The organism is Actinocrinis sp., assembly GCF_035946395.1.
GTDB lineage: Bacteria > Actinomycetota > Actinomycetes > Streptomycetales > Catenulisporaceae > Actinocrinis.
The window spans coordinates 1-23,346 of record NZ_DASYZI010000225.1 but is presented as its reverse complement, the minus strand read 5'-3'; the positions used below and the strand labels follow the sequence as shown (position 1 = coordinate 23,346).

Annotated in this window: 23 protein-coding genes; 7 read left to right on the top strand and 16 right to left on the bottom strand. The window is 70.4% G+C overall.

From position 1 onward, the window contains the following. The first annotated feature begins 134 nt into the window (after window positions 1-134). Window positions 135-764 (top strand): sulfite oxidase-like oxidoreductase, encoded by a 630-nt coding sequence (locus VGS97_RS14315; RefSeq protein WP_326853960.1) that lies wholly within the window; start codon window positions 135-137, stop codon window positions 762-764. Between the two features lie 18 nt (window positions 765-782). Here VGS97_RS14315 and VGS97_RS14310 read toward each other — a convergent pair whose 3' ends face one another. Further along, on the bottom strand, window positions 783-1,418 hold the full coding sequence (locus VGS97_RS14310) for a DUF4230 domain-containing protein (protein ID WP_326853959.1): 636 nt from the start codon (window positions 1,416-1,418) through the stop codon (window positions 783-785). 116 nt (window positions 1,419-1,534) lie between these two features. On the opposite strand from VGS97_RS14310, the gene VGS97_RS14305 reads away from it, so the two are divergent. Then, complete coding sequence (locus VGS97_RS14305) at window positions 1,535-1,783, top strand: hypothetical protein (RefSeq protein WP_326853958.1); 249 nt, start codon at window positions 1,535-1,537, stop codon at window positions 1,781-1,783. Window positions 1,784-1,803: 20 nt separating this feature from the next. On the opposite strand, the gene VGS97_RS14300 is transcribed toward VGS97_RS14305, so the two are convergent. The 12 genes from VGS97_RS14300 to VGS97_RS14245 form a co-directional block, all read right to left on the bottom strand. Then, the gene (locus tag VGS97_RS14300; RefSeq protein WP_326853957.1) at window positions 1,804-2,820 is read right to left on the bottom strand and encodes a hypothetical protein; all 1,017 of its coding nucleotides are present in this window, start codon (window positions 2,818-2,820) and stop codon (window positions 1,804-1,806) included. 17 nt (window positions 2,821-2,837) lie between these two features. Further along, entirely contained in the window at window positions 2,838-3,896 is a 1,059-nt protein-coding gene (locus VGS97_RS14295) for an SCO2521 family protein (RefSeq protein ID WP_326853956.1), read from the bottom strand. A gap of 2 nt (window positions 3,897-3,898) precedes the next feature. Further along, a complete protein-coding gene (locus tag VGS97_RS14290; protein ID WP_326853955.1) occupies window positions 3,899-4,849 on the bottom strand; it encodes an SCO2522 family protein in 951 nt (316 codons plus the stop codon). Between the two features lie 7 nt (window positions 4,850-4,856). Next, on the bottom strand, window positions 4,857-5,771 hold the full coding sequence (locus VGS97_RS14285) for an SCO2523 family variant P-loop protein (RefSeq protein ID WP_326853954.1): 915 nt from the start codon (window positions 5,769-5,771) through the stop codon (window positions 4,857-4,859). Window positions 5,772-5,775: 4 nt separating this feature from the next. Then, entirely contained in the window at window positions 5,776-7,644 is a 1,869-nt protein-coding gene (locus tag VGS97_RS14280; protein WP_326853953.1) for an SCO2524 family protein, read from the bottom strand. Window positions 7,645-7,687: 43 nt separating this feature from the next. Then, entirely contained in the window at window positions 7,688-8,452 is a 765-nt protein-coding gene (locus VGS97_RS14275) for an SCO2525 family SAM-dependent methyltransferase (RefSeq protein WP_326853952.1), read from the bottom strand. A 122-nt stretch (window positions 8,453-8,574) separates the two neighbouring features. After that, window positions 8,575-9,132 carry an N-acetyltransferase gene (locus VGS97_RS14270; RefSeq protein ID WP_326853951.1) on the bottom strand — a complete coding sequence of 186 codons (558 nt, stop codon included), beginning with the start codon at window positions 9,130-9,132 and terminating at the stop codon, window positions 8,575-8,577. Window positions 9,133-9,232: 100 nt separating this feature from the next. Further along, complete coding sequence (gene pknB / locus VGS97_RS14265; RefSeq protein WP_326853950.1) at window positions 9,233-11,068, bottom strand: Stk1 family PASTA domain-containing Ser/Thr kinase; 1,836 nt, start codon at window positions 11,066-11,068, stop codon at window positions 9,233-9,235. Between the two features lie 122 nt (window positions 11,069-11,190). Further along, window positions 11,191-11,973, bottom strand: a complete 783-nt coding sequence (locus VGS97_RS14260; protein WP_349262131.1) for a thiazole synthase — start codon at window positions 11,971-11,973, stop codon at window positions 11,191-11,193. Between the two features lie 79 nt (window positions 11,974-12,052). Beyond that, window positions 12,053-12,283 carry a sulfur carrier protein ThiS gene (thiS, locus tag VGS97_RS14255; RefSeq protein WP_326853948.1) on the bottom strand — a complete coding sequence of 77 codons (231 nt, stop codon included), beginning with the start codon at window positions 12,281-12,283 and terminating at the stop codon, window positions 12,053-12,055. Next, window positions 12,280-13,482: a glycine oxidase ThiO gene (thiO, locus tag VGS97_RS14250; RefSeq protein WP_326853947.1), complete on the bottom strand. Its 1,203-nt coding sequence runs from the start codon at window positions 13,480-13,482 to the stop codon at window positions 12,280-12,282. The genes thiS and thiO overlap by 4 nt, the downstream gene beginning before the upstream one ends. 204 nt (window positions 13,483-13,686) lie before the next feature. Next, window positions 13,687-14,229 (bottom strand): hypothetical protein, encoded by a 543-nt coding sequence (locus VGS97_RS14245; protein ID WP_326853946.1) that lies wholly within the window; start codon window positions 14,227-14,229, stop codon window positions 13,687-13,689. 162 nt (window positions 14,230-14,391) lie between these two features. Between VGS97_RS14245 and VGS97_RS14240 the strand changes: the two genes are divergently transcribed. Together VGS97_RS14240 and thiE are read left to right on the top strand one after the other, a co-directional pair. Further along, window positions 14,392-14,757, top strand: coding sequence for an Rv2175c family DNA-binding protein (locus VGS97_RS14240; RefSeq protein ID WP_326853945.1), 366 nt, complete (start codon window positions 14,392-14,394; stop codon window positions 14,755-14,757). Between the two features lie 18 nt (window positions 14,758-14,775). Next, window positions 14,776-15,444 (top strand): thiamine phosphate synthase, encoded by a 669-nt coding sequence (gene thiE, locus VGS97_RS14235; RefSeq protein WP_326853944.1) that lies wholly within the window; start codon window positions 14,776-14,778, stop codon window positions 15,442-15,444. Between the two features lie 13 nt (window positions 15,445-15,457). Here the strand turns inward: thiE and VGS97_RS14230 are convergent, their stop codons facing one another. Continuing rightward, window positions 15,458-16,153, bottom strand: coding sequence for a hypothetical protein (locus tag VGS97_RS14230; RefSeq protein ID WP_326853943.1), 696 nt, complete (start codon window positions 16,151-16,153; stop codon window positions 15,458-15,460). Between the two features lie 219 nt (window positions 16,154-16,372). Between VGS97_RS14230 and VGS97_RS14225 the strand changes: the two genes are divergently transcribed. Then, entirely contained in the window at window positions 16,373-17,998 is a 1,626-nt protein-coding gene (locus VGS97_RS14225) for an MFS transporter (protein ID WP_326853942.1), read from the top strand. A 54-nt stretch (window positions 17,999-18,052) separates the two neighbouring features. Continuing rightward, window positions 18,053-18,730 (top strand): TetR/AcrR family transcriptional regulator, encoded by a 678-nt coding sequence (locus VGS97_RS14220; protein WP_326853940.1) that lies wholly within the window; start codon window positions 18,053-18,055, stop codon window positions 18,728-18,730. On the opposite strand, the gene VGS97_RS14215 is transcribed toward VGS97_RS14220, so the two are convergent. Next, the gene (locus VGS97_RS14215; protein ID WP_326853939.1) at window positions 18,707-20,503 is read right to left on the bottom strand and encodes an NAD+ synthase; all 1,797 of its coding nucleotides are present in this window, start codon (window positions 20,501-20,503) and stop codon (window positions 18,707-18,709) included. The two genes, VGS97_RS14220 and VGS97_RS14215, sit on opposite strands and share 24 nt — an antisense overlap. Window positions 20,504-21,275: 772 nt before the next feature. After that, window positions 21,276-22,394: a polyprenyl synthetase family protein gene (locus VGS97_RS14210; RefSeq protein WP_326853938.1), complete on the bottom strand. Its 1,119-nt coding sequence runs from the start codon at window positions 22,392-22,394 to the stop codon at window positions 21,276-21,278. A gap of 89 nt (window positions 22,395-22,483) precedes the next feature. Between VGS97_RS14210 and metF the strand changes: the two genes are divergently transcribed. Continuing rightward, on the top strand, window positions 22,484-23,346 hold an 863-nt coding region (gene metF / locus VGS97_RS14205; protein WP_326853937.1), incomplete at its 3' end, for a methylenetetrahydrofolate reductase [NAD(P)H].

Sequence of the window (23,346 nt, the reverse complement as noted above, 5' to 3'; positions counted from 1 at the left end):
TGCCCGGCGTGGTCGTCGCGCTCCGTGGCCCCGCGCATGCGTCCTTAGCGGCGTCAGCGTTCGGCGTCGTTGGTGACCGTAGTGGTGCCGTTGGTGGTACTGAGCACCCATGTCGATCTGGGACGATAGACATCATGGGTCTAAGTGGCACCGACGCGCGCCAGCCGCGTGGTGAAGGAACCGCGGACGACTCGGGGCGGCTTCCGCCCGGCCAGCGGGTGCAGCCCGGGTGGCCGGTGTTGCACTACGGGCCGGTGCCCCGGTTCAAGCCGGAGCGGTGGGACTTCCAGGTCTACGGGGCGACCGCCGACGGGGCGAAGCGGGTGTGGGACTACGAGGCGTTCCAGACGCTGCCGACCGGCGAGGTCGAGGCGGATCTGCACTGCGTCACCAAGTTCTCGCTACTGGACAACGTCTGGTCCGGCGTGCGGGCCGAAACGCTCGTCGAGGTCGCTCCGCCGGCCGACGACGCGACGCACGCGATGGTGTGGGCCGAGTACGGCTACTCGGCCAACCTGCGCCTCGACGACCTGCTGCGTGAGACCACGATCTTCGCGACGCACCGCAACGGCGAGCCGCTGACTCCCGAGCACGGGTTCCCGCTGCGCCTGATGGTCCCGCACCTGTACGCGTGGAAGGGCCCGAAGTGGGTCCGCGCCGTCGAGTACCTGATCGTGGACCGGCGCGGATTCTGGGAGGAGCGCGGCTACCACAACGTGGGCGATCCGTGGCGGGAGCAGCGGTACTCGTACCAGGAGGACTGAGCGGGCCGGCTGGCGCCGTCAGGTGAAGCTCACGGTGACGCTCTTGAAGCCGAGCGATTGCAGCAGGCTGACGAGCATCGTGCGGGTGTTGCGCTCCGCGTCGGCCTTGACCTCGCTCGACGCTGCGGCCTGCTCGATCTTCTGCTGGGCGAGTTCGTAGACGGCCTGCTGGCTGTTCGGGTTGCCGGACAGGAACGAGTTGAGCCGGGTGAACAGGCCCTGCTGCTGGGCGAAGACATAGGACTGCTTCACGTCGAGCACGGCGGGGTCGAGCTGCGCGTGCGGCAGGGTCAGGGTCGCGGTCAGCCGGTCCGCCGAGACCTGCACCGCGCTGCCCTTCAGGTGTGAGAAGTCCACGTACGCGTTGTCCGCGCCGACGCCGATGAACAGGGTGTCGCTGCCTTCGAGGAAGCTCGGCAGCAGCCCCGAGGAGGCGATGTCCACCACCACCTGGAAGTTGCCGCTGGCCGCCTCGTACTTCGACAGGTCGACGATGGACTTGAGCACCACCGGCTGGCTGCGCTCCGTCGTCGTCTCGCCGAACGGATTGCGCAGCTGGGGGAACAGATGTGCGGCGGAGCCGATGAGGTAGAGCACGAACAAGGCGGCTACGGCTCCTGCTATGCTCGCGATCCGCTTGCGCCACTTGCCCATCGTGATCGCCTCTCCGCTCGGTTTGCGATGGCCCGGCCAAGGTTACTGTGTTATCTGGCGGCGTCATTGTTCGACCATCGGCCGCAGTGGGAACCGAGTCGACCGAAGGAGGACGGGTGGCCTATCCACGACCGCGCTTCAGGAGACGGCGGAGGCAGGGCGCCGATTCCGCCGCGCCCCGGCCGCTCGGCTGTCTCTGGCCCGTCTTCTGGCTGATCCTGATCATCATCCTGCTCGGCCTGCTGTTCGGCGGGTATCGCAAGGGGACGAAGGTCGGCGCGCCGCAGGGGCCTGCTGTGGCGCACGTGCACTCGCTTTCGTACTCGTACTCACACTCGTCCGCGCACGTGTTCCTGCGCGGCTGAGCAAGAGGGCTGCGCCGCGTTCAGTCGAGTTGCTCGTCGGGGTCGGCGCAAGGCAGGGCGGCGTCCCAGATCTCGGCGAACTGGCGGACCCGCTTGGCCACCAGCATCCGGTTGAGCACCAGGTGGGTGGAGGAGATCACCGGGCGCACGTTGCCCGGGGCCAGCGAGGCGACCACCTCGTAGCTGATCTCGTTGTCGAACACGATGAAGTCGTCCAGCTTGTTGTGCAGGTTCACCGAGACCATGTCGGGGACCAGGTAGCGGATCTCGAAGCCGAGCCTGCGCTGGCGCTCGCACATCGCCTGGTAGGCCGGGTCCTCGGTGACCTTCGCGTTCTCCAGGATGAACACCCGGCGGATCACCATGCCCCGCCGCACCGCCTCGGCCTGTAGCTCCAGATAGTGCAGGCCCAGGTCGCTGTCCCAGAAGCCGCCGCTGAAGCGCAGCCGTCCGCCCGCGTCGGTGGTGGTCAGGCTGGTCGCGTCCAGGGTGCGGGTGCTGGCCTGGGTCAGCGTGAGCAGCCAGTCGCGGTCCTCGCCGTCGTAGGTGCCCTCGCCCGCGCGCAACTGGTGCAGCAGCAGGTTGAAACGCTGCGCCTCGGCCTGGACGAAGGCGTTGGCCAGCGGCGAGGAGCGGTGTTCGAAGGCGTACGCGTTCTGCACCACCTTGATCAGCTCGGCCGCCCTGGTGTGGTCCAGCGGTTGCAGTCCGAAGGCTTCCGGCACGGTGGTCAGCTGGGCGAAGCGGCGGTCCACGTCGGCGCGGATCTGCGCGGTGGCCGCCTCCAGCATGCCGGCGGCCTGGTCGAGCGTCTCGCCGGCGCGCTGCTCCAGCCGGCGCAGCCGCTGCGCGACCTCGTGCAGGAAGTCCCCGGCGAGCGCGATAGCGGCGAGCACGGTGGCGATCGTCGCCACCGAGGCGGTGTCGCGGTCCCCGGCGGCGAGCGCGGCGGCGACGGCGGCCGCACCGGAGCCGGCCGTCAACAGGAGGCGACGTACCAGCGTTCTGATAGAGCCCTGGTTCTGATCCCGGTCCACCCGCGGCCCCCTCCGTGTCAAAGTTCGATTTTACTCCCGGTATCGCCGGAATCGTCGTGTGAGGACAGATTGGCCAGGAGTTGCAGGGTATGCAGCGCCAACTGGTCTCGTACCCGGCTCACGGCCGCTTCCCACTGCCGGGTGAAGCCCGGGCGGCGCTCGAAACCCTCCCAGACCGCGGACAACTCGTCCGCCACCCGTGCCCCGGGCATCCACAGCGGCAGCAGATGGTCGATCGCGGGCCCGAGCTCCGCCACCGTGCGTTCCCGGTCGTTGGAGCCCGGATCGGCACGCTCGATCCGCCGGGTCAGCGTCGTGAGCACCCAGTCGTGCAGCGCCAGATCCCGGCACAGTTCGAGGATCGCGGACAGGTTCACCGCGCCGCCGCCCGTGACGGGCGGTCGCGGGATCCGCAGGCTCAGCTCCCTGACGGTGTCGTCCACGAGCTCGAACTGCGCGGACGGCTCGGCCGCGTCGTCGCCGGGACCATAGCGCGCGGCCCACCGCAGCCGGGTCCACTGGAACCGCAGCGGCTGGCGGCCGTCGAGCACCGCGGAGCTCTGCAACCTGCGGGCCAGCCGCTCGCTGACCGAGCCGAGGTCGAGGAAGCCGGGCCCCTGGCCCTGCGCGAGGTATCCGTCGGCCAGGTCGCTCGGCTTGGCGCTGGCGAAGGTCTCGATGCGTCCGGGCTGCGCGGTGTAGTGCGACCAGGACAGCCGCCGCTGTGAACCGGACGAGTCGATGCCGGTGTAGCTGGACGTTTGCAGCACCCGGCCGCCGACGACCACGGCGTGGGTCAGGATCGTGCCGACCGCGCGCATGCTCTTGCCCGCCCTGGTGGCGAGCTGGCAGTCCACCCCGTTGGCCACGTCGGGGGACAGGGCGTGCGCGATCGGCCGCTCGGACTGGCGGACCGGCTCCCCGGGAACCAGGTCGAGCAGTTCGGCCACCGCGCTGCGCGGCAGCGCCTTGCTGTTGCGTAGCAGCCCGGTGCGGATCTCCCCGACGGCGAGTCCGGTCTCGGCCGCGGCGGCGCGCGCGGCCGGCGGCCGATCGGGCAGCGCCTGGTTACGCATGCTCAGAAGTCTGTCATGAACACGTACGCGATGCGGCCGGTCACGTCCGCGGGCACCGGGACGCCCTCGTCGCCGGCGCGCCGGGCCACCCGCTCCATCACCTCGCTGTCCTGGCCGACCTGGTTGAGGATGACGCGCACCGCGTGCTCGATCGACAGGAAGCGGTCGTCGAGCAGCGAGAGGGTGCGGTAGCCGTGGAACGAGGTGGCCCGCGGGTTGAGCTGGACCACCGGCGGCATCGCGATCCACTCGTCGGGAAGGTCCAGCGGCAGCGGGCGCGGCTGGATCACGGTCCTGCCGTGGTCGCGCAGCAGGCCGAGCCGCAGCAGCTGCCACACCGCCGCGAGCATGGGGCAGGACCAGCGGCGCTGGCCGTCCCACTCGTCCCACAGCTCCACGTCCAGGAAGATCGAGTGATTGCGCGCCTCGGCCTCGACCGGCGGCAGCCAGGGCCTCGGGTGCAGCGCGGCGGCCGGAGTGCTCGGCGTGCGCTGCCCGTTGGAGAGCCAGCCGCTCTCGGCGGTGGGTGGCCGCGACCCGTTGGTGCCCTGCACCGGCACGGACACCAGCCGGCCGGCGACGAGGGCGGCCAGCTCCACTCCGTCGGCGATGTCGCATCCTGATTCCCGGGCCAGGTAGTCGATCGGCAGGTCCTCGTCCCGCGCGGCCTCAAGCAGCTCGGGAATCAGCTTGCCGGGCGGCACCAGGTCGCTGAAGTAGTCGTCCACGAGGAAGCACGTGCTGATCCGCGGGCGCGGGGTGGGGTGCCGCTCGGTGAACGCGGTGATCGCGGTGCGATACCACGGCGCGATCTGCCGTATCCGCTTGCGCAGGTGGTCCAGCCCGAGCTTGAAGTCGTCCATGTAGAGGTGGTCGAGCTCGATCGACAGGTGCGAGTACGACACGTCCTGGGTGCGCCGTTGTGCCGCGGCCTCGCGGAAGCTGGTGTCCATGCCGTTGTCAGGACCCTTCCCAGAGCCGCTGATTCGTGACGATCTTCACCAGCTGCTCGAACGCGTCGACGGTGGCCTGGTTCGCGATCTCGGTGACGTGCACGTCCCGGTTGAGGATCAGCTGTTCGCGCCACTGGAGCACCGGGTCGAGCGGGATGGTGCCGATCCGCAGCGCCCGCCCGAGTTCGAGCTTCGCCGCCGTCTTCTCCAGGTCCTTGTCCACCTCGGCCAGCCAGGTCTGCTGGGAGCTGCGCAGCTCGGCCACCTCGGGGCCGTGCGGATCGATCACGGCGGTGCGCACGAAGCGGATCATCGAGCGCATCTCCTCCTCGCCGTGCCCGGTGACCTTGCCGGACTCCAGCAGGCCGTGCTCGCCGTACACCAGGCTGTTGGCCGCGATGACGTGCTGCCTGGTCCACTTGTGGAACACCAGCCAGCGCGTCGGGACGGCGCGCAGCGCCGACCGGGCGGTGGCCTGTAGCACCAGCTCGACCGCGAAGGAGCGGCCGGCGCTCAGGTCCACCACGCACAGGTCGTACTCCTCGTCGAGGCGGACGAAGAGATCGACGCAGCGGTCGACGATGGCGCGGTCGATGTCGAACTCGGCGCCGCCGTGGCTGCCGGGCAGCAGGACGAGCATGCCGTCACCGGGCCTGCGGCGCAGGTACTCGTGGCTGGACTCGGCCCACACGTCGATGCGGCGGGCGGCCGGGGCCATGCCGCGCAGATAGTCGTGCAGTCCGTCGTCCCGGACCCCGCGCCTGGCGTCTTCGAGATCGAAGATCGATCCGATGGTCGGCGAGCCGAAGTCGAAGTCCAGGTAGCAGGTGTGATTGCCGCGCAGCGCCGAGCGATAGGCCAGGTTGGTGCTGGTCACCGAGCGCCCGGTGCCGCCCTTGTCGGAGACGGAGAACACGAGCATCGGATCACAGCCCCTGACCGGTGACGTCCCGGCGGGCCATCGCGTTCTTGTCCAGCTGGGCGACGGCCGCGATGCACAGCGCGATCGCGGTGGACGGCTGGTTGTTGATCAGCTCGCGGGCCCGTTGCAGCGAGTCGCGGATCTCCATCAGGCTGCTTTGCAGGCCGGAGTTGAGGGACGGGGTCGTCATCATCTGCTGGTTGAGCAGGTACTCGGCTTCGCTGACCATCGCCAGCGCCGTGTTGGACAGGATCGGCGCGCGCGTCTGCCTGCGCACCAGCGTGTCGGCCGAGGTCACCAGCGCGTCCACCACGCCGGAGGTGAAGTTCCAGGACGGCCGGGTCTGATCGTCGTTGAGCTGGCTGAACAGCCGCGTGGCGTTGTCCCACATCCCCCGGGCGTCCGGGCTGCTGATCTGCCGCTGGGTCAGGTGGTTCCAGATCTCGGCCGACAGGCGCAGCATCCGGTCGCGCACTTCGGCGCCGCCGGTCAGGCTGGCCAGCTCCGTGCTGCGCTTGAGCAGCAGCGGGGTGAAGTCCGTGATCCGCAGCGCCATCGGCGGGCCCAGCAACTCGGCGCCGCCGAGGCCGTTGAGCAGGCCCGGCACGTGCACCGCGATCGCCGGGTCGCTGCGCAGGTGGCGCCGGGTGATGCGGACGCGGTTGGCGAGTTCGCTCAGCAGCGGCTCGATCCGGCGCACCGTGTCCTCGGTGCCCTGGCGGTCGCGCAGGTCCCGGATCAGCACCGCGCAGATCAGCAGGCTGAAGTAGTCGGATTCGACGCCGTCCGGGGTGATCCACGGCAGATCCTCCACCGGCCAGCGTCCGCCGCCCACCGGGTCGAATCGGGCCAGCCGGGAATAGTACAGCTGCACCAGGTTGCGCCGGGTGTCCAGGTTGTTGGCCAGGCGCTCCTGCTGCGGGTTGAGCAGGCCGAGCACCCGCGTGCGCTCGTTGACCAGCTGGTCGATCGCGTCCAGCGCCACCAGGGTGTGGTACAGGTAGGGCGCGGAGAGCGCCACCCCGTCCGGCTGCACGCCGATCTCGGTACCCGGCACGTCCAGGGTGATCTTCGGCGCGTCGGACGCGATGCCCCAGGTCCAGCCGACCTCGAACAGCAGGTTGGGGTTGTCCAGTTCCTCGGCGCGGGCCACGCCCATGCGCGCCTCGGACAGCCGGCTGCGCACGGTCTGCATGCGGTCGTTGAAGTGTTCGACGATCCGCCGCGCGGGGAGCTTCTCCTGGTTCAGATGGCTGATCAGGTTGCGGCCCTCGGCCGAGTCCGGCTCCAGGGTGTTGATGGTGAAGCCGCGCAGCATGCCGACCAGCGCGGCGGTCAGCCGGGTGCTGGTGCGTTCCCTGATGTCTATGACACGGTTGCGCCACTGGCCCTTGGTGGTCGCCGCGTTCGCGTACACGTCGAGGAAACCGAGCGCGGCAAGGCACAGATATGTCGAGGTCGCGTACGAGATCAGGATGTGCGTGTCGCGCTGTTCCTCGGTCAGCTGCTCGCCGGCGTCGAGGGGCACGCAGTAACTGCCGCCGCCGAAGAGCGGCGAGCCGTCCGGACCGGTGTACTTCTCCAGGTATTGCTCAAGGGCGATCGTCAGCGTCCTGGGGATCTGGACGCTGTCGCCGAACGGGCGCAGCGCCTGGAGCACGTCCTCGGCGGTGTCGTCGGGCACCTCCACGCGCAGAACGCCGATGCTGGTGGCCGGCCGCAGGAAGCACAGCAGCTGCTCGGCGTCCGTGATGGAATTCGGATCACGCACGCCGCCCCAGCGCCACTTGCGATCGCGCATGGTGTACTCGGCGGCAGACCGCCAGACGTCCAGCAGCTGCCTGCGAGGCTGAATGTTCTCCGTGCCGGGCATCGCTCCTACCCTCCCGCTCGCCTGTCCGGACCGGTCAGCGTCATCACAGCGCCCGTCCGACCGCGACAATCATGCCGGTGTATCCCGCGCGCAGCGGCGCGGGCCGCATCTCGACCCGCTCCACCTTCAGGTCGGTGCTCAACGCGCCGAGGCAGGCGCGCACTTCCCGCCGGCCCACGGGCGTCGCCGGAAAACGCACCCCGGCCACGTCATACCCGTCCGACTGCTCCATGAAAGCCGCCGCGAACGGGGAACCCGGTCGCAGGGCACGTACGAAGCGGCCGACCGCCGATTCGAACTCCGCAGGATCCTGGGAGATCGACTCGGCCACGAAGAACATCGTGCCCAGATCCCAGCTGGAGTGCGGCAGGTCGAAGACGCTGCCCTGCTCGACCCTGACCCGCTCGGCGAGCAGCGCGCGCGCCTTGCCGAGGTCGCCGTGCCGCGCGCCGGGGGAGACCACGTCCCAGAACGGCCCCCAGCGTTCCGGCAGATCGGCGGTCTGTGCACGCAGGAACTCCACGTTCGACGTCGAGTACTCGCGCAGCGTCATGGTGCGGCTGTGCGGAAGCATCGCCAACGACGGGTACAGGTTGGGGCCCGCGCCGACGTCGATCGCGTCGCCGGCGGAGCGCTTGCCCATCTCCTGCGCGAACCATCGGGAGACGAGTTCGAGGATCTCCTTGTCGTCCTCCCGCAACTTGAGATAGTTGTGGTCGCAGTAGTCCACTGCGGCGAACTCATTCCACGGAAACTGCGCGTTGCGCGCGGGAACCGGGGCTGCGAGCTGCGGTCCGTTCGTCGGCATTTGGGATCCAAAGTCTGAATTGATGGTGCGTCAGCTGCACCATGAATCACAATAGTTTAGTCTCGCGCCTGCGGGGTATAAAACGCCTCTTCCAGCGTGCGATGACCCGATCGCGTGACGGTCTAGGTCCATCTGGCGTCGAGTCCTTCCCCAGTCTGCCTGGCCGCGCGGCCGCGATGGCCGGTGGTCATGATCAATCGGTGCGCCTCGGGGCCGAAGTAGTCCGGCCGGTAGCCGCACACCCGGAAGCCGAGCTTCTCGTATATGTGTATTGCGACAGTGTTGTCCGGATCCACGAGCAGCCGCACCTCTCGCGCGCCGTCCGCGACGATCCGGCGTATAGCCTCGGCGACCAACTCGCGGCCGTAGCCGGCGCCGCGGACCTCGGGCAGCACCCCGAGGCCGAGCACCCAGCCCACTTCCGGCCGCGTGGCCAGCGCGCCGAGGCAGTAGCCGAGCAGCCCCCTCCCGTCGTCGGCGACGACGCAGTGCCTGCTGTGCACGTCCATCAGCTGCCTGAGGGCGAAGTACGGATAGGCGAGCTTGCCGAACACCCGCCGGTCGAGCCCGTGGAGTGCGTCGAGGTCTTTCTCCGCGGCGGGCCGGATCACCACCACGGCGTGCTCTCGTCCGGCCGTTACCCCCTCGACACCGCATCGTTCGTCTCCGTGCACTGGCATGCGCCTCCCCGCGCTCATCAGCCGGATTCACATAGTAGAACCCGAAATTGCCGGACGAAACCGGCGACTGTAGCGGGCGAGGCCTGCCGATGCCTGCGATTCAGAAAATGTAGAGAGTGATCGTCGAGCCGTAGGGCGCGCCCGCTCCGCCGCCGGGCGACTGGCGCCCGACGCTGTCGACGAACGGCAGCAGGCGCGTCGTGGTCACGGTGAAGCCCTGGGCCTGGAGCGCGGCGGTGGCGTCTTCGACGCTCATGCCGGTCACGTCGCGCACCACGACCTGCTGCGGTCCGCTGGAGATCGTCAGCGTGACCGTGCTGCCCGCGATGGCGCTGCCGGTGGGGGAGTACGAGGCCACCGAGCCTTTGGGCGCCGTGTTCGACATCGCCTGAGTGGTGGCGACCGCGACGTTGAACCCGCGCCGGCGCAGCGCGGCGGTCGCGTCGTCCTGGCTCTGCCCGGTCACGTCGGGCACCGCCACGGTCGGCTCGCCCTTCGAGACGGTCAGCGTGATCACGGCGCCCTGTTTGACCGGTGTGCCGGCGCTCGGCGAGATCGACACGACGTCACCCGGCGCGACCGTGGCGTCGTAGGAGGTCACTATGGTGTAGTTCAGGCCGTCGTTGGCCAGCGTCGTCGTGGCCTGCGACTGGGAGAGCCCGACGAGGTTCGGAGTGCTCTCGAAGGCCAGCCGTCCGTAGAGCCACGCGCCGAATCCGGCCGCCGCGGCCAGCACAAGCACGAGCAGGAAGATGATCAGGCCCTTGCCCGGTCCGCGCCGCGCCGACTTCTGGACGACGCGGCCTTCGCGCGGCGACGTGCGCGGCTTTATCCGGACCGGCTGCGGTTGAGAGTTCATCTGCGTGCGGTTGAGGACCTGAGTCGGGTTCGGCCGGGACGGGTCGGCGCGGGTGTGGTCCGGTGTGGCGGCGTTTCCGGCACCTGCGGCGGCGCCGTGCAGCGGCAGCGTGGAATCCAGCGAGGCGTCCGGCAGATTCGCGTAGACGGTGCGCAGCCGCTCGCGGAACGCCGCCGCGTCGACGGGCCGGGCGTTCGGGTCGCGCGCGGTCGCGGCCGCGACCAGTGCGTCGAGCGCCGGGTCGATTTCGGGCAGCAGCTGGGACGGTGGCGGCACCCGGTCGGTCACGTGTCGCCGGGCGATCTGCTCGGGGCTGCCGCCGGTGAACGGCTTGCGACCGGTGAGCAGTTCGAACAGGACGATCCCGGCCGAGTACACGTCCGAGCGGGCGTCACAGGTCCCGTGCTGCACCAGTTCGGGTGCGAGATAGGAGACGGTGCCGAGCAGCCCGCCGCCGGGCAGCGTGCCGCCGAGGGACGAGCCCAGCGTGCCCTGGTCACCGGCCGTGGTACGGGCCAGGCCGAAGTCGGTGACCTTCACCGCCGCGGCGTACGAACCGTGTTGACCGTCTAACGCAGCATCGTTGAGCAGTACGTTCTCCGGCTTGACATCCCGGTGCACGATCCCGGCTCGGTGCGCGGCGGCCAGACCCGCGAGCATCGCGTCCACGACCTCCAGCGCGTCACGCGGAGTGAGTCGCCCGCGCCGGCCGAGCAGTTGACGCAGCGTCAACCCGGGCACGTACTCCATCGCGAGGTAGGCCAGCGGCGGCTGCGTAGGGCCGCCCCCACGGGCGGGCAGCGCGGACTGGTCGTAGACGGCCACGATGTTCGGGTGGCTGAGCTTCGCGGCGGCCTTGGCCTCACGGATGAACCGTGCGACGTACTCGGGGTGCCGGGCCAGCTCCGGGTCGATCACCTTCAGTGCGACCAGCCGGTCGAGCCGGTTGTCCCATGCGCGGTACACCGTCGCCATGCCGCCTTGCGCAAGGCGTGACTGCACGGCGTACCGGCCGTCGAGCGTCCGCCCGATCAGCGCGCCGTCCAGCACCGAGCCGTGCCGCGAAGGAGCCTCCACACTCACGGAGTCTAGGCGTTGCGTCCGACATGGGGGCTTGACGCAACGCGACTGTGTCCTAGGAGCCCCGGTGCTTGGCGTCACTTGACGCAGTATTAGAACGCAGTATTAGAACTCGGTCCTCAGAACTCGGGCGTCTCGGAGCGTCCGGGTGAGGACGCGCGGGCGTGGTAGCGCTGTGGGATGCGTCCGGCGAGCCGGGCCAACCGGCCGGCGGCCACCGCGTACCGCATTGCGGACGCCATCCGCCGTGGGTCCTGCGCGCGGGTCACCGACGAGGCCAGCAACACTGCTGAACAGCCCAGTTCCATCGCGAGCGCGGCATCCGAGGCGGTGCCGATGCCGGCGTCGAGGATCACCGGCACGCCCGCGCCGGCCACGATCAACTCCAGGTTGTGCGGGTTGCGGATGCCCAGACCGGAGCCGATCGGCGAGCCGAGCGGCATCACAGCCGCGCACCCGGCCTGTTCCAGGCGGCGGGCCAGTACCGGGTCGTCGTTGGTGTATGGGAGCACGGTAAAGCCTTCGGCGACGAGCGTGTGCGCGGCGTCGAGCAGTTCGACGGGATCGGGAAGCAGCGTGTCCTCGTCGGCGACGACTTCGAGCTTGACCCACTCTGTCCCCAACGCCTCACGGGCCATCCGCGCCGTGTGCACGGCCTCACGCGCCGTATGGCAGCCGGCGGTGTTCGGCAGCACCTGGATTTTGAGGGTGGAGAGCAGATCGAATATCGAGCCTGCGGTACCCGGGGCGATCCGGCGCAGCGCAACCGTGGTCAACTCGGTGCCCGAGGCGAGCAGCGCGCTTTCTAGGGCGCTCAGGCTGGGCGCCCCGCCGGTGCCCATGATCAGCCGGGAGGCGAAGGTCTTACCGGCGAGTTCGAATGGATCGTCATCGAGCGTCATCGGCGCGTGACCGACAAGCGCGGAGCTCGTCACTGCTCCCCCTAGGTGAATATGTCTGATAATCGCCCCAGGCGGGCCGTTAGCCACCCTGGACGGCCGTGAGGATCTCGATCTCGTCGCCGTCGCGGATCACCCTGCTGCTCCAACCGGCGCGGGGGACGACGACTTCGCCGACAGCTGCGGCGATTCCGGTGCGTGAGGGCGTGATGCCGGCGATGACGGCGTCCAGGGTGGTGTCCGGTGGAAAGGTTCCGGGCTGCCCGTTGACGATCACGTGTACGGCGGTGCCGGTTACGCGTGGCCCGGTCATGTCAGGGCGGCCTTCTCGCTGAAGCGCTGTGGTTCGAAACCTTCCGCCGTCTGCGGCGGCTGTCCGGTCGCGAGCGTTTCGGCGATCACGTCGGCGGTGATCGGGGTGAGCAGCACGCCGTTGCGGAAGTGTCCGGTGGCCGCGATCAGACCCGGCAGATCGGTCGGGCCGAGGATCGGTGCGTTGTCCGGCGAACCTGGGCGCAGGCCCGCGCGTACCTCCGTCAGGGGTAATTCGCCCACGCCGGGTACGAGGCCGTGCGCTGCACGCAAGAGTTCGTAGACGCCACCCGCGGTCACCTGGGTGTCGAAGCCCTGCTCCTCGACCGTTGCGCCGACCACGAGCTCACCATGCTCGCGCGGCACCAGATACACCTGACGTCCGCGTACCACGCCCCGAACGGCGCGGTTAAGGAACGGCGCCGCGCCTGCGGGCACCGACAAGCGCAGGATCTGCCCCTTGACCGGTCGGATCGGCGGCAACACGCCCGAGGGCAGCCCAGGCAGCGACGTCGAGTGACACCCGGCTGCCAACACCACATGGTCCGCGTGCAGCGTCTGGCCGTCCGCAAGGCGCACGCCGGTCGCCACGTCGTGTGTCACCACGAGTTCCGCGGCGCGCTCGCGGTACAGCGCAATGTGTTCGCGGGCGATCGCTGTCAACAGCGCGGCCAGCAGCAGCCGGTTGTCCACCTGGTGATCGCCCGGCACGAACAGGCCGGACTGCACGTCAGGGGACAGTAGAGGCTCGCGGACTCGGCACTCGCGGCCGGTCATCGGCTCGGAGGCCAGGCCGAGGCGCCGGTGGAACGCGGCCAGGTCGGCCAGCATCGCGCGGTCGCCGGTATCGAAGGCCACCGCGAGCGTGCCGTGCGTGGCGTAACCGGTCGGCGTTCCGGCGACGTCCTCCAATTCGGCGACGAAGCCGGGGTAACGCGCCGCCGAGGCGAGATTCAGCCGCAGCAGGCGTTCCTCGCCGTAGTGCGCTTCGGTGACCGGGGCAAGCATTCCGGCGGCGACGTGCGAGGCGCCGGACCCGGGTTCGGGGTCCGTCAGGGCGACCCGCAGGCCGCGCTGGGCGGCGCGCCAGGCGGCGGCGAGGCCGATCAGGCCCGCGCCGACGATCACAGCGTCGAAGTCCGTGCGCGGGCGCGCATGCGGAATGGGGATGGTGGAGCGACCGCTCTCCGGCGCATCCATCGTTGCGCTCCCTTCGCCCCGCTCGCGAGTGAGCCGTGGGCCAGGTTCAAACGGTCGGGGGCCGCGTGCCCCCCTCTCAACCCGCCGCGGCGGGCTCCCGTGCTGTGCGACGTCGGGCCGACGCCGTCCGGGCAAGTCTAACCGGCGCCGCCGCTCGCACCGTGGGCGCGGGGCGGCGCCGTGGGATGGATCGCACCGGTCGGCTCAGCCGCCGCTCGCCGGCGCGGTCAGGCCGGGGGCCAGGACGTTGAACCAGGTGAGGGCGGCCAGCAGCAGGCCGATCAGCGCCAGGATGATGCCGCCGAGGGCGGTGGCGCGGGCCCACGCCGGGTTGCGGCCGCTCAGCAGCACGCTCGGCGAGGCCAGCACGCCCGCGCCGATCAGCAGCGCGGCCAGCGCGAAGATGCCGCCGAGCGCGGCCTGCGCGTGCCAGTTGCTGTGGAACGCGTTGAGCGAGGCCTGCGTGCTCTGCTGCGTCGTCTTCAGCTCGACGATGTACTCGGCGCGCGAGCCGTAGACGGTGCCCAGCCAGCCGCCGGTCAGCGAGGCGACCGCCAGGACCAGCGAGGTGATGCCGAAGGCGCCGGAGACGAAGCCGGAACCGACCGACTCCTCGGTCTCGTCCTCCTCGTCGAGGTCGGCGAGCTCCTCCGGCTGCTCCGGCTCGGCGAGCTCGGGCTCCGACACGGAAGCCGACACGATCTCGGTCTCGGTCTCTTCGCCGTCTGTGGTAGTAGTGTTCTCCATAGCCGCACACCCTAGGGCCTTTTCCTGTGGGTGCGGTAAACATGTGGCGGCTAATTTCAGCCATTGTCCTGCCGTGTCCGCGCGCCCGGTGATCGGCGGCGCGCCCGGCGGACTGCGCGTAAGCGTTGGGGGACGTCAGCGGAGCATGGCAGTCTTGTCACCGTGACAACCATTTCCAACGAACTCGACCAGCTCGTCCCCGCCTGGCTCACCCTTCCCGAAGTCGCCGAGCGCCTCGAACTGCCGGTGAAACGAGCACGTCAGCTGCTCAAGGAGCACCAGTTGGTGGCGGTGCGCCGCGGTGAGGGCAACGCGCTGTCGGTTCCCGCCGCGTTCCTCGACGGCGACCAGATCCTCAAGGGCCTGCCCGGTACGCTCACCCTGCTCGCGGACAACCGGTTCACCGAGGAGGAGTCGGTGCGCTGGCTGTTCACCCCGGACGACTCGCTGCCCGGCACGCCGGTGCAGGCGCTGGCCCAGCACCGCGGCACCGAGGTGCGCCGCCGGGCGCACGCGCTCGGTTTCTGACCGGCCGCCGGGTCGATCATGTCGGACCGCCCGGATCCGCGGATCCGCGACGCGCGCCTCTATCTGTGTACCGACGCCCGAGAGGCGCGCGGCGACCTGCCGGACTTCCTCGACGCGGTCCTCGCCGGCGGTGTCGACGTAATCCAGCTGCGGCAGAAGGGCCTGGAGGCTCGCCGCGAGTTGGCTCGTCTGGAGCAGTTCGCGGCGGCCTGTGCCCGGCACGGCAAACTGCTCGCGGTCAACGACCGCGCCGACATCGCGCTGGCGGCGGGCGCACCCGTGCTTCACCTGGGCCAGGACGACCTTCCGGCGGCGCTCGCCCGCCGGATCGTCGGCCCGCGGGTGACGATCGGCCGCTCCACGCACAGCGAGGCGCAGGTCGACGCGGCGTTGGCCGACCCGCAGACCGGTTACTTCTGCGTCGGCCCGTGCTGGCCGACGCCGACGAAGCCGGGGCGCCCGGCGCCCGGCCTCAGCCTGGTGCAGTACGCGGCGAAGGTCGCGCCGCCGGACGCCGGGTTTTCGGACGCCGCGCCGCCCTGGTTCGCCATCGGCGGCATCGACCTGAGCACGATCGACCAGGTCGTCGCGGCGGGCGCACGCCGCGTGGTCGTGGTCAGGGCGATCACCGAGGCCGCGGATCCCGGCGCGGCCGCCGCGGCGCTGGCCGCGCGCCTGCGCGGTTGACGCCCGCGGCCGATCAGCCGCAGAAGAACAGGAAGCAGTGCGTCTGTGACGGGGACGGACTCGGGCTCGGGCGGCTGCTGGGACTGGGGCTGACCGAGCCCGAAGTGCCGCCCGGGCTCGGTGTCGCCGACTGGCTCGCGGCCGCGGAGTGCGTCGTGCTCGCCGACGGCGAAGCGCTGGCCGAGCGTGAGCGCGAAGGCGGATTGGTGAGGGAGACGCTCGTGCCCAGCGAGCTGTCGACCGACACGCCGGTGTCGCTCGGCGACGCGGCCGGGGGCAGGATCGTGGTTGCCGCGCCCTTGGTCATCGAGGGGCCTTTGTCGCTCATCTCGACGTATCCGCCGGCGGCGAGCACGATGGCGAGCACGGCTCCGACCACCATCGCGCGGCGCTTGCGGTGGGACCTGCCGTGCCCGCCGCGCCCGGACGGCCCGCGGCGGTCCCTGCGGCGGGAGGTGTGCGCGGCCGGGGCCGAGCGCGGCGGAGCCGGCTCCCACACCGCCTTGATCGCAGGCCCCTGATCGGCTGCCGCGTCCGGGCCGGCCAGCGGGATGAGCTCCGCAGAGGCCTGATGGTCGAGTCGACGACGGAACGCCGCGGCCTCGCTGGGGTCGATGCCCTGACCTCCGGCCGTCCAGGCCGATTCAGGACCCTGCTGAGCCCACGGCGCTTCCCGATGGGCGTCGGATCGCCGTCTTGATTCACTCACAGTGGGCGCGACCTTATCAAAACCCGCTGGTAACCGGAACCTGTCCCCTGAGACTCGTATGTCAAGACTTCGGAAAAATACGGAACGGTTGCGTATTGGAAATGGCTGCGCTAGCCTGGCCGTGAATCGAAACGGTACTGTCCCGATTCGCTGCTCGCCGGAGTCGACCGGCGAGCCCGATTCGTACGGGGCGCCGGGGAACCTTGGGAGGGGAAACCCGTGACTCAGAACACCGCCGCCGCGCCGCCTGAGAGCGCGCACACCGGCCACCCGCGCCGCTGGCTCGTCCTCGGCGTGCTCGTCTTCTCGCTACTCGTGGTCGTGCTGGACAACACGGTGCTGAACGTCGCGCTCAAGACGATCGCGCAGCCCGAGCCCAAGGGCCTGGGCGCCAGCCAGTCCGACCTGGAATGGGGTATCAACTCCTACACGCTGATCTTCGCCGGGCTGCTGTTCACCTGGGGCATCCTGGCCGACCGGCTCGGCCGCAAGCGGATCCTGATGCTCGGCATGGCGCTGTTCGGCATCACCTCGCTGCTGTGCGCCTACGCCGGCAGCCCCGGCGAGCTGATCGCCGCGCGCGCCGCGATGGGCTTCGCCGGCGCCGCGATCATGCCGAGCACGCTGGCCGTCATCGCCAACGTCTTCCCTCGGCACGAGCAGGGCAAGGCCATCGGCATCTGGGCCGGCTCGGTGGGCCTCGCCGTGGCGATCGGCCCGGTGGTCGGCGGGGCGCTGCTCGACAGCTTCTGGTGGGGCTCGGTCTTCCTGATCAACGTGCCGATCGTCATCATCGGCCTGATCGCGATGACGTTCATCGTGCCCGAGTCGCGCGACCCCAGGCCCGGCAGGCTCGACCCGGCGGGCGTGCTGCTGTCCATGGTGGGCCTGGTGCTGTTCGTCTACGGCGTCATCCACGGCGGCGACACCGGCGACTGGGGCAAGCCCGCGGTCTGGGGCCCGCTGGTCATCGGCGTGGCCGTGCTCGCCCTGTTCGTCGTCTGGGAGCGCAACACCGACCACCCGGCGCTCGACGTGCGGCTGTTCTCCAACCGGCCGTTCTCCGCCGCGGTCATCTCGGTGGCGCTGTCCTTCTTCGCCATGATGGGAAGCCTGTTCTTCCTGTCCTTCTACCTCCAGTCGGTGCGCGGCTACACGCCGCTGAAGGCCGGCGTGTGGATGCTGCCGTTCGCGGTGGCGCAGGTGATCTTCTCGCCGCTGTCCGCGAACGTGGTGCGCAGGTTCGGCGCCCGCTCGGTCTCCTTCACCGGGCTGCTGATGATCGCGCTGGCGCTCGGGCTCTACCAGTTCATCGGCGTGAGCTCGGCGATGTGGGTCTACGGCGTGATCGCCGCGCTCCAGGGCATCGCGATGGCGCTCGTGATGCCGCCGGCGACCACGACGGTGATGAGCTCGCTGCCGCGGGAACGGGCCGGCATCGGCTCGTCGATCAACAACACCGTCCGGCAGGTCGGCGGCGCGCTCGGTGTCGCGGTCCTCGGCACGGTGCTGACCTCGGCCTATCGCGGCCGGATCCAGCCGGCGCTCACCGCGATCGGCGTGCCGTCGAACGTGGCGCACGACGCGAGCAGTTCGATCGAGGCCACGCAGGGCTTCATAGCGGGCTCGGCCCAGGCGCACCCGAACGTGACACGGCTGGTGACTCCGGCGAACGACGCGTTCGTCCACGCGCTGCACGTCACGACCATGGCGGGCGCCGGCGTCGGCGTGCTGGCCGCGGTACTCGTCCTCGCCTGGCTGCCGCGCCGCGGCGCGGGTTCGGGCCCGGCGTCCGGTGCCGCCCCGGCGGGCGCTCCCCAGGCCGCCGAGAGCGTGGCGGCATAACGGCCGGGGCATAGAGTCGGGATCCCATGAGCCGACGACGGATGCAAACCAACGATGAAGACGACTGACGAGGGTCCGCCCGGCCCGCTCGTGTCCGCCGCGGCGGCGCGGCGGCCGGGCCGGCCGCGCAGCGATCAGGCCGAGGAGGCCATCCTCGACGCGGTGTTCAGCCTCTTCTCCGACGGCGCGACGTACGACGGGCTGTCGATGGAGATGATCGCGGCGGCGGCGAAGGTGGGGAAGGCCACCATCTACCGCCGCTGGCCGAACAAGGAGGCGCTGGTCATCTGCGCGATCGGCCGGCGCCTGCACCCGGAGAAGGAGATCCGGGTGCAGGGCGTCTCGGTGCGCGAGGACCTGGTCTACCTGCTGGAGCTGATGCGCGGCCACCTCCAGGACCAGTGCACCGGCGCGGCGTACGACGTGCTGAACCAGGCGAGCGTCGGCAACCCGAACCTGTACCGCCGCTACTTCGAGGTGGTCATCGAGCCGCGCCGCGAGCTGTACCGCGAGGTGCTGCGGCGCGGCGTCGCCGACGGCGAGTTGCGCGAAGATCTCGACATCGAGCGGGCGATGCTGATGCTCACCTCGACGATGCACGCCGTCACCCGGAACAGTCCGCCCTCCGGGCCGGTCGGCCGGGAGTTCAGCGAGGCGCTGGTCGACGACCTGCTGCGCGGCGCGGCCGAGCAGCAGGCACTGTCCCGGTCAGGCGGACTCGCGCCAGCGTGACGTGATCGGCAGCCGCCGGTCCCTGCCGAAGGCCTTGGCGGAGATCTTCGTGCCCGGCGGGTACTGGCGGCGCTTGTACTCGGCCCGGTCGGTCAGCGTGAGGACCCGCTCGACCAGCTCCGGGCCGAAGCCGCGCGACTCGATCTCCTCGCGGCCGTGGTCGCCGGCGACGTAGAGGTCGAGGATCTCGTCGAGCACCTCGTACGGCGGCAGCGAGTCGGTGTCCTTCTGGCCGGGCCGCAGCTCGGCGCTCGGCTCCTTCTCGATCGAGTTGCGCGGGATCGGCGGGACCTCGCCGCGCCGCGCCGCCTCCTCGTCCCGCCACCGGGACAGCGCCCACACCATCGTCTTGGACACGTCCTTGATCGGCGCGTACGCACCGACCGCGTCGCCGTAGAGGGTCGAGTAGCCCACCGCGAGCTCCGACTTGTTGCCGGTGGCCAGCACCAGGTGGCCGCGCTGGTTCGACAGCGCCATCAGGGCCGTGCCGCGCACCCGCGCCTGGAGGTTCTCCTCGGCCAGGCCGGTCATCGGGGTGCCCGAGTCGGCCAGCGTCTTCAGGTACGCGTCGACCATCGGCGCGATCGGCACGGTCTCGTAGTGCAGCCCGGTGCGCTGCGCCAGGTCGGCGGCGTCGTCCTTCGAGTGCTCCGAGGAGTAGCGGCTCGGCATGGAGACCCCGTACACGTTCCGCGCGCCCAGCGCGTCGCAGGCGATGGCGGCGACGAGCGCGGAGTCGATCCCGCCGGACACGGCGATCACCACGGTGGAGAAGCCGTTCTTGCGCACGTAGTCGCGCAGCCCCAGCACCAGTGCCTGATACACCTCGGCGAGGTCGTCGAGCCGCGGCGTGACCGCGCCGGGCCGCGCCTCGTACGGCTCGACAGGCTCGGCCGTGGCCACCACCCGCCGGATGATCATCCCGTTGCTCGCAGTCGAGTCCTGCGCGGGCGCGGAGCCGATGGGCGCGGTGTCTGTGGACACTGTGGCCGCAGGCAGATCGAGGTCCGCCACGAGCAGTTCGTCGACGAACTGCCCGGCGCGGGCGAGTACAGCGCCCCCGGCGTCGACGACGATCGAGTCGCCGTCGAACACGAGCTCGTCCTGGCCGCCGATCTGGTTGACGTACGCCAGCGTGCAGCCGGCCTCGGCGGCGCGCCGGGCCAGCAGTTCGTAGCGCACGTCGTCCTTGTCCAGCTCATACGGCGAGGCGTTGATGGACAGCAGCAGGCCGGCCCCGGCCTCGGCGGTCGCGGCGACCGGACCGCTGTCCTGCCACAGGTCCTCGCAGATCGCCACGGCGACATCGATCCCGCGAACACGCACGACCGGCAGAGTGTCTCCGGGCACGAAGTACCGGTACTCGTCGAAGACCCCGTAGTTGGGCAGGTGGTGCTTCGCCGAGCGGACCAGCACCTCGCCGCGGTGCAGCACGGCCGCGGCGTTGACCGGCGATCCGGCCGGGCGGCCGAGGCGCGGCTGGTTGTTCGGCGTGCCGTCGAGGTAGCCGACGACCACGACGAGTTCGCCGAGCCCGCGATCGGCCAAGTCGGCGGCGAGCCGGTCCAGCGCCGCGCGCGCGCCCTGCACGAAAGACGGGCGCAGTGCCAGGTCCTCGACCGGGTAACCGGTCAGCGCCATCTCGGGCACCGCGAGCAGGTGCGCGCCCTCGGATTCGGCACGCAGGGCCGAATCCAGGATGAGCGCGGCGTTGCCGGCGAGGTCGCCGACGGTCGGGTTGATCTGTGCCAGAGCGATCCGCAGCTGCGCCATGCGTCAAGCATACGTCCCTTCTCGTCACAGCGACGAGAAGTGTGCCGCCGACGGCAGTGACCTTGGTTACGTCGTTGTGCCGGGAGTCCCTGTCCCGGAAAATGAGGCGGCCTCGTCGCACGGGGGAGCGACGAGGCCGCGGCGGAGAGTTGTCGAGGACTCTCCGCAGGCGTCGGAGGGGTTCACCGCCACGGTCCCGGGGGAGGACGCTGCGGGCGGCGAGGGGCGGTTCCGACGCCGACGGTGCGGTGATCCCTACGGGGGGAGGGACCACACACGCACCGTGCTTTGGCGCTCGACCCCCACGGGGGGAGGGGTCGGCGCCCATGGCGCACTCACCGGCGTGATCCCCACGGGGGGAGGGACCCGCCTACGCGCGCCACTCGGGGCGAGGCCCCATCGCACGGGGGGACGACGAGGCCTCGAAGAGGATTATTCATGCGCCTCCACCGCTTGGCGACCCTTTCGACAAAACTTCTCGCTCGGGAAGCCACCCTTTACCCAGCGTACTCGCGATTTGGGTGCTTTGTCGCCTTCATCGCTTTCGGTTCCGGCGAAACCGTGACTCTGAGTCGACGACTCGTCGGCAAGGCAGTAAGCCGAGTAGGTGGCGAATGTTCCCGGTCGAGCGCGGATTCCTTAGCTAGCAGCGATGAATCCGCCGGAATCGGCGATGCGCACCGGGATCAGGTCGCGTTTCCGCCGCCGATCGACCACTACTGAAGGCGACCGAGTGAGCAACTGCCGCTGTGGCCACTCCCGGCGCTTCGCGTCACCCCTGCCGCATCGTCGCCGCGACGGCGAGCTCGCTCAGCACGGCGCTGGCTTCCGCGGTGATCGGCGCTTCCCTCAGCGCGTCGAGCGAGGAGCGGGTCAGCTCACTGATCCGCTCCTCGACCTCGGCCAGCGCTCCGGTCCGGGTGATGATCTCGCGCAACTCCTCGACGCCCGTCTCGTCCAGCCGCGGATCGCCGAGCCCGCCGCGCAGTGCCTTGGCCTGAGCATCGGTCGCGTGCTGCGCCGCCAGGGCCACGAGCACGGTCTGCTTGCCTTCCCGCAGGTCGTCTCCGGCCGGTTTGCCCGTGGCCGCCGGGTCGCCGAACACGCCGAGCACGTCATCGCGCAACTGGAACGCCTCGCCCAGCGGCAGGCCGTAACGGGAGAGCGCCGCCGCGACCGGACCGTCCGTGACGCCGGTCGCCAGCGCCGCGCCGAGCCGAAGCGGACGCTCGACCGTGTACATGGCCGACTTGTACCGCAGCACGGTACGTGCCCGTTCAAGCGCCTCCTGCGGCGTCGAGACGGACAGCCCGCGCGCCTGCGCGAGCACGTCGAGGTACTGACCGGCCATCACCTCCGACCGCATCAGGTCGAAGACCGGCCGCGCGGCGTGGATCCGCGCCGCGTCCAGCCCGCAGCGGGTGAACATCTCATCGCACCAGCTCAGCGTCAGGTCGCCGAGCAGCACCGCGGCTGCGGCGCCGAACCGCTCCGGCTCGCCCTCCCAGCCGCCGTCCCGGTGCAGTTCCGCGAACCGGCGGTGGATCGCCGGAGCGCCGCGCCGGGTATCCGAACCGTCGATGTAGTCGTCGTGGATCAGCGCCGACGCGTGGAGCAGCTCCAGCGAGGCCGCCGCGCGCACCGCGGCTGCCTCGTCCTCGCCGAGTTCTGATCCCGGCCCGTGATCTGCGGCGGCACGCCAGCCCCAGTAGCAGAACGCCGGGCGCATCCGCTTCCCGCCGTTCAGGAACTCCCGAAGCGCCTCGATGACCGGGCCGAGGTCCGTGCTGATCCCGCCGAGCACGGCCGCCTGCCGACCGAGGAACGCGGTCAGCTCCGCCGAGACCCGCGTCCGCAGGTCGTGCCGGTCGGTCGGAAGGGGGTCGGTCACGTGCTCGTTCTCCACAAACGACGAGCCTACGTCGTCTCATTCGCTGAAACGACGCTGGTACCCCCCAGAGCGCCGGATACAGTGAACGCATGGCACTCGGCGTTCCCAGCGTGCGGCCGGACCGGGCCGTGACCGTCCGCGAACTGCTCGCCCGCGCAGTGCCGACGATGTCGTTCGAGTTCCTACCGGCCCGCGACGAGCAGTCGGAGCGGCAGCTGTGGAAGGCGCTGCGCCGGATCGAGGGCGTCGGCCCGGACTTCGTCTCGATCACGTACGGCGCCGGGGGCTCGACCCGCGAGAACACCGCGTCGGAGGCCGAACGCGTCGCCGCCGAGACGACGCTCACCCCGGTCGGGCATCTGACCGCAGTCAACCACTCGGTGGGCGAGCTGCGCCGGATCATCGGCCGTTACGCCGATGCCGGCGTGCGCAACATCCTGGCCGTGCGCGGCGACCCGCCCGGCAACCCGAGCGGCGAATGGGTGAAGCACCCGGCCGGTATCGAGTACGCGAGCGAACTGGTGCGGCTGGTGAAGGAGTCGGGCGACTTCTGCGTCGGCGTGGCCGCCTTCCCGGAGAAGCACCCGCGCTCACCCGATTGGGACAGCGATGTCCGGCACTTCGTGGCCAAGTGCCGCGCCGGCGCGGACTTCGCCATCACCCAGATGGTCTTCGACGCCGAGCACTACCTGCGCCTGCGCGACAGAGTCGTGCGCGCGGGCTGTGAGACCCCGATCATCGCCGGTTTGATGCCGGTCACCCGCGCGGCGCAGATCGAGCGGATGGTGACGCTCAGCGGCGGGTCGTTCCCGGAGCAGCTCGCCGAGCGCATCCACGCCGTAGCGGACGACAACGCCGCTGTGCGCCGGATCGGCATCGACCACGCGACCGGACTCGGCGCGCGGCTGCTCGCAGAGGGCGTGCCCGGCCTGCACTTCATCACGCTCAACAC